The sequence below is a fragment of the Streptomyces sp. NPDC059564 genome (assembly GCF_042735575.1).
Lineage (GTDB): Bacteria > Actinomycetota > Actinomycetes > Streptomycetales > Streptomycetaceae > Streptomyces.
The window spans coordinates 1-6,257 of sequence record NZ_JBHWBP010000417.1 but is presented as its reverse complement, the minus strand read 5'-3'; the positions used below and the strand labels follow the sequence as shown (position 1 = coordinate 6,257).

Genomic DNA, 6,257 nt, shown 5'->3' with positions numbered 1-6,257 from the left:
CGACGTCACCGCGCTCGAACGACAGCTGTCCGACCTGCGCTTCGACTGAGGCCGGCCGCCACCGGCCCGGTCGAACCGACGCCGGCCCGGTCCCCGCCTCCTCCGAGGCGGACGACCGCGGCCGGCGTCCTGGTGAGCAGACCGAGGTCCTGCTCCTGCATCGCGACCACCACGGCGGTCTCCGGCAGCGCCCGGAACAGCGCGTCCAGCAGTGCCTCGGCGGTGGGACGGTCCAGACCGGCGACGGGTTCGTCCAGCAGGAGCACCGGTGGGCGCCGCAGCACGGCGCGCGCGATCGCGAGGCGCCGCCGCTGCCCCTGGGACAGCAGACGCCCGCCGGAGCCCACCGGGGCGTCGAGCGGCAGCGCGGAGAGGCCGCCCATCTCCAGTACGGCCCGCAGGGCTGCGGTGTCGGCCGAGGGGGCGGCCTGACGGAGGTTGGCCGCGACGGTGTCGTCGGCCAGCCAGTCGTCGGCCTCGACCAGGGTGACCGTCTCGGCGACGACCCGGGCGGGCAGTTCCTGCACGGGGGCGCCGCCGAGGAGGACCGCGCCGACAGGAGTCGGTATCCGTCCGGCGAGCTCTCCGAGCAGTGTGGACTTCCCGCTGCCGTTCGGCCCGGTGACCAGCACCAGGCCGGGGCCGGACAGGGTCGTGGTGAGGGTCGCCGGCGAGCCGGGAAGCGGCAGTCCGGCCGTTTCCAGGACATGCGCCCCCGGCCGCCGCGGATCCGCGGGCTGCTCCTCGGCGCCCAGCGGCGCGAGGCGTGCGGCCGCGTCGCCGGCCTGGCCCAGCAGGTGCAGCAGCCGGGGAAGCCGCTCCAGCAACTCCCACCCCGCGGCCATCAGCAGCACCTCGCCCACCACGGAGGCGGCCGGCTGGGCCGGGGCCGCGCACAGGGCGATCACCAGCACCGAAGCCTGGCCGGCGGCGGCCAGCAGGCGCAGCGCCAGACGTCCCAGCCGTTCGGCCCGGGCGGCGGCCCACTCGGCGGACTCGACAGCCGTCATCGCGGCCGTCGCCGCCCGCCGCGCCTGCGGTACGGCGTCCAGGCACCTCAGCTCGTCGAACGCGGCCCGGCTGCCGAGCAGTACGGTGCGCAGCGCGGCCCTGGCCTCGGCGGCGGCGCCCAGCTGGGCCCGCGCGCGGCGGTGGGCCAGCCTGGCGCAGACCAGCCCGGCCGCCCAGACGAGCAGCTCGGCCGCCCCCAGCGCAGGCATCGCCCACAGCAGCAGGATCTCGATCAGGCAAGCCGTGGTGACCGTCGCCGCCAGTGGTGCGTAGACGTTCGCGGGCAGACCGGCGACGGTCTCCACGTCCGAGGTGAGCCGGGCGAGCAGCGTCCCGTCCCGGTGTCCGCGCAGCTCACGGGGGGTGAGCCGGGCAGCGCCACGGGCCGCCCGGGTGCGCAGTGCCACGGAGGCGGACAGCAACGTCCGGTGGCTGACCAGGCGTTCGAGGTAGCGAAGCCCGGTGCGGGACAGGGCCAGCGCCCGCACGGCGCCCGAGGGATACATCCAGGACCAGGTGGTGTTGGCCTGGAGGGTGACCACGGCACAGGTCGTCAGGAACCAGCCGGACACGCCGAGGAGCGCGGCGCCGGCGAGTTCGGCCGCGACGGCCAGCAGGGTGCCGGTCAGCAGGGCGCGGCGCGGAGCCGCCGTGCGCAGCAGACGCCAGGCGCCTGGCCGGTTCATCGGGCTCTCCCGTGGTCGAGTGTGATGACCTGGTCCGCCAGCGGCAGCAGCGCAGGACTGTGGGTGGCGAGCAGGACCGTCCGGTCGCGGGCCAGCCTCCGCAGCGCCCCCAGGACCCGCCGCTCCGCCTCCGGGTCGAGATGGGCGGTGGGTTCGTCCAGGCACAGCAGGGGCGCGTCCCGCAACAGGGCTCGTACGAGGGCCAGTTGCTGGGACTGGCCGGAGGACAGACCGGTTCCGCGCTCGCCGAGCGGGGTGTCCAGTCCCTGCGGCAGCGCGGTCAGGAGGTCCTCGAAGCCGAGGGTGGCGGCGGCGCCCAGCAGATCCTCGTCGCTCGCGGTCGGGCGGGCCATCAGAAGGTTCTCGCGCAGGGTGCCGGGCAGCAGGTGCGCCGGCTGGCCCACCCATGAGACCCGGCCGGGATCGGCGGGAGAGGCCCGTCCGTCCGACAGGTGCAGCGCGCGCCCCTCGTGCGGGGCGTACAGACCCGCCGCCGCGGCCAGCAGGGTGGACTTGCCCGCCCCGCTCGGCCCGGTGACGGCGAGGAACCGGCCCGGAGCGAGCCACAGGCTGACGTGGTCCAGGGCGGGCGCCGCACGCCCCGGGTACCGGACCGTCACGGCGTCCAGCCGCACCCCGGGAGGCGACGCGCCGTGGGCCGCCCGGAGCGGCGGGCCCGACGGCGGGTCCGCGTCCCCGGGCGCGTCCAGAACCGGGGGCAGCAGCTCGGCGGCAGCAGCGGCCTGGGCGCGGGCGTGATAGCCCGCGGCCAGGTCGCGGGCCGGGGCGAAGTAGGCGGGTACCAACACGAGTACGAACAGCGCCGCGGACAGGCTCATGCGGTCCGGGACGACGGGCAGGTGCAGGTAGTCGAGCAGGACCAGGCCGCAGTAGGTCGCCACCACGGCGAGGGTGCCGGTGATGAGCAGTTCGACCCAGGCGGTCGACAGGAAGGCGATCCGCAGCACCTTCTCGGTCCGCCGGGCGACCTCCCGGTCGTCCCGCTCCAGTACGCGGGCCGCCTCGTCGTGCGCCCCGAGCCCGACCAGGGTGGGCAGCCCGCGCAGATGATCCAGCAGCCGGGCCTGATGGGTGCGGATCCCGGTCAGCTGGGCGCGGACGGCGTTCTGCGTGCCCAGGCCGATGACCTTCAGGTTGACCGGCAGCAACGGGGTGGCCGCCAGGACGAGCAGCGCCACGAACCAGCTGCGGCAGGCGATGGCGGCCAGCACGAGACCACTGCCGAGCAGCATGGTCGTCCGCGCGGGCACGTACCCGGTGAGCCAGTCGGTCAGCTGGTCCACCTCGCCGTCGACGGCCCGTGCGGGTGCGGTGTCGTCCAGGTCGCTGCGGGCCGGCCCGCGTGAGGGCAGCGCCGTCTCGATGATCCGGCGGCGCAGCGTCTCCCGTACGACGCGGGCGCCGCGAGCGGCCGCCGCATCGCCCGCGGCCAACAGTGCGGCCCGCAGGGCCACGCCGGCCGCGGTCAGCAGGGCGGGCGGCACCACGGCCGTCACGGGCAGCCCGCCGTGCAGTGCCGACAGGCCGCGCTCCGCACCCCAGGACAGCCCGCCCGCCCACAGCACCGTGCCCGACTGGGCGGCGCCGCGCAGGATCCCCGCGCGGCGCAGCTCGGGCCGGGCGTACGCTGCCCAGCCCTTCAGCGTGCCTGCCACCGGATCGTCGGTCCGGTCCGCGGCCAGTTCGTCCAGCAGTACGGTGGTGCCGCTCACGGGGTGGTCTCCGCTCCGGGGTCGGCGTTGAAGTATCCGTCGCGGCCGTCGCGGCGGTCGCCGACGATCCAGGCTGCCAGCGCGGCGCAGCCCAGCACCGTGACGCCGATCGGCCCGATCAGGTCGGACACTCCGCCGAACACGTCCTGGGAAAGGGCGGTGGCGAGGATGCCGAGCACGGTCAGCAGGGCGCGTCGCACCATCGTCCGCGGCCCGCCGGTGGACGTTGGTGTGGCCGGAAGCGCCCGGCCCCGGGCGGGCAGCGGCGGTAAGGGGCTCTCCACCGGATCGCCGTACTTGCCGCGGAAACTCCGCCACGCGTAGACGTTGTAGGCGAGGACGAACGGCATGCACAGGCCGACGCCGAGAACCAGGAAGACCAGCGAGGAATGCGGGCTCGCCGCCTGATGGACGGTCAGCCCGGGCGGTACGACCACCGGCAGGGTGAGGGCGGCGAGTCCCAGCAGCCCACTGGCGGTCATGGTGGCCACCGCCGCGAAGGGCCGCCAGTCGGGACGGCGGCCGAAGCCGTACCAGGCGACGGCGCCGGCCACCGCGGCGACCCCCACGGCGAGCCAGAGCAGCACGGCTTGCACCGGTCGGCCCGGATGCAGCGGCTGCGCCTCGCCGCCCGGCAGCAGCAGGCCCAGTACGAGCGCCATGCCCACGGTGGCCACCAGCAGGGACCGTCCGGTGCGCCGGAGACCCGGCCGCGACCACCTCTCGGTCTTGTCCTGCAGCCAGGCGGCCCCGGCCAGCAGGTAGACCACGACCAGGCCCGCGGCGCAGAGCACGCCGTAGGGGCTGAACCAGTCGAACGCCCCTCCGTCGAAGGCTCCGCCCCGCTGCCGCGGGCCGCGGAGCACGGCGCCGAGGACGAGGCCCTGGCAGACGGCGGCCGCGAGCGAGGCCCCGCCGAACAGCAGCGCCCAGCCGCGCCGGTAGCGGCCGGCCGCACTGTGCATCTCCAGGCCGAGTCCGCGCAGGATGATCGAGACCAGCATGACGATCAGCGGGAGGTAGACGCCGGGCAGCAGCACGGCGTAGGCGCCGGGCAGACCGGCCCAGAGGGCCACGCCGGCCAGGATGAGCCAGCTCTCGTTCGCGTCCCACGCGGTGGCGACGATCTCGCCGTACTCCCGCCGGCGCTCGGGCCCCGCCGCCAGGCTGAGCATGCCCACGCCGAGGTCGTAGCCGTCGAGGACGACGTACATGCCGAGTGAGAAGAGGGCCAGGCCGTAAGCGGCGTACTCAAGCAACGAGGGCCTCCGGGACGTCGGGCGAGGCGGGGCCGGTGGGCAGTGTCTCGGGGCCGGCCTTGACCGTACGGACGATGTAGCGGGCCCAGACGGCCAGCAGGGTGACGTAGAGCAGGACGAAGCCGACGAGCGTGGCGGCGACTTCGGGTGTGCCGAGGTGGGAGACCGCGTCCGCGGTGCGCAACTGGCCGTAGACGACCCAGGGCTGGCGGCCCGTTTCGGCGACGATCCAGCCGCCGGTGATGGCGATGATCCCGGCCGGGGTCATCCACACCATCCACCGCAGGAAGCGCGGCGAGTCGTACAGGCGCCGGCGCAGGCGCAGGACGACGCCCGCGAAGGCCGTTGCGAACATGAGCAGCGCGGTGAAGTACATGGCGCGGAAGCCGTAGAAGGCGGTCCACATGTTGGGGCGTTCGTCGGGCGGGGTCTGCAGCAGTCCCGGCGTGGTCGTCCGGCCGCTGAGGTCCTGGGCGATGACCGAGCCGAGGTAGGGGATCGCGACCCGCAGCCGGTTCTCGCCGTTGTCGGTGTCGGGGACGACGAGCAGGTTGTAGCCGTTGCTGTCGCTCTTCCAGTTGCCCTCGAACGCCTCCAGCTTGGGCAGCTGGTGCTGTGCCATGAAGACGGCGGTGCCGTCACCCACGTACAGCTGCACCGGCATCAGGACCCCGAGGACCCCGAGGGCGATGGACAGACAGCGGCGGGCCATGGGCTGGGCGGAGGAGCGTTTCTTCACCAGGTACCAGGCGGAGATGCCGCCGACGAACCATGCGGAGCTGATCAGCACGGCCAGCAGCATGTGCGGGAAGCGGTGGGCGAAGGCCGGGTTGAACAGGACGCTCATCCAGTCCTTGGCGTGGAACTGGCCCGCGACCTTCTCGTAGCCGACCGGGTCCTGCATCCAGCTGTTGGCCGACAGGATCCAGGTGGTGGACAGCAGGGTCCCGAAGGCGACCATCCAGCTGGCCAGGGCCATGGTCCGGGGGCGGATCCGCCCGTCCCCGTACAGCATCAGGCCGATGAAGCCCGCCTCCAGGAAGAAGGCCGTGATCACCTCCATGCCGATGGTGACCCCGATGACCGGGCCGACCGCGTGGGCGTACGTGCCCCAGTTCAGGCCGAACTCGAAGGTCATGACCGTGCCCGCCACCACGCCCAGACCGAAGCCGACGGCGAAGATCTTCTTCCAGAACCGGAAGATCTGGAGGTATAGGGGGTTTCCGGTGCGGGCGTAGACCGTGTACACGACGGCGAGCAGCACGGAGAGTCCGACGGTGAGGGCGGGGAAGGTCATGTGGAAGATCGCGGTGATCGCGAACTGCCATCGGGACAGTTCGACGACGCCGGGTGAAGCCATGGGTACTCCAGGGGGGCGGCGGTTCGACGGGCGTGCCCGGCCGACGCTAGGCGCCGAACCGGTGGGCGCGTTGTCGGCGAGCGCACGTGCAGGTGCCCCTCAGCGCACCGGATCCGGGCGGGGCGGGCCGAGCGATGACCCGCGCGGTAGCGCCGGACCGCCCGAGGTGTCGAAGGCGTGCGTCACCTCGGGCGCGGTGCCCGGGGTG

General features: G+C 74.1%; 4 protein-coding genes. All 4 read right to left on the bottom strand.

The features are described from left to right. Positions 1–5 precede the first annotated feature (5 nt). From ACFV0Q_RS37000 to ACFV0Q_RS36985, 4 genes are read right to left on the bottom strand one after another with little or no spacing between them, the layout of a single operon-like run. Positions 6–1,697, bottom strand: a complete 1,692-nt coding sequence (locus tag ACFV0Q_RS37000; protein WP_385011760.1) for an ATP-binding cassette domain-containing protein — start codon at positions 1,695–1,697, stop codon at positions 6–8. After that, entirely contained in the window at positions 1,694–3,430 is a 1,737-nt protein-coding gene (locus tag ACFV0Q_RS36995; protein WP_385011758.1) for an ABC transporter ATP-binding protein/permease, read from the bottom strand. The genes ACFV0Q_RS37000 and ACFV0Q_RS36995 overlap by 4 nt, the downstream gene beginning before the upstream one ends. After that, positions 3,427–4,689, bottom strand: a complete 1,263-nt coding sequence (locus ACFV0Q_RS36990; RefSeq protein ID WP_385011755.1) for a cytochrome d ubiquinol oxidase subunit II — start codon at positions 4,687–4,689, stop codon at positions 3,427–3,429. The genes ACFV0Q_RS36995 and ACFV0Q_RS36990 overlap by 4 nt, the downstream gene beginning before the upstream one ends. Then, positions 4,682–6,049, bottom strand: a complete 1,368-nt coding sequence (locus tag ACFV0Q_RS36985) for a cytochrome ubiquinol oxidase subunit I (protein ID WP_385011753.1) — start codon at positions 6,047–6,049, stop codon at positions 4,682–4,684. The genes ACFV0Q_RS36990 and ACFV0Q_RS36985 overlap by 8 nt, the downstream gene beginning before the upstream one ends. Between the last annotated feature and the right edge of the window lie 208 nt (positions 6,050–6,257).

Coding starts and splice junctions, on each gene's coding strand:
- ACFV0Q_RS36985 (WP_385011753.1), bottom strand. CDS start 6,049: ATGGCTTCACCCGGCGTCGTCGAACTGTCCCGATGGCAGTTCGCGATC.
- ACFV0Q_RS37000 (WP_385011760.1), bottom strand. CDS start 1,697: ATGAACCGGCCAGGCGCCTGGCGTCTGCTGCGCACGGCGGCTCCGCGC.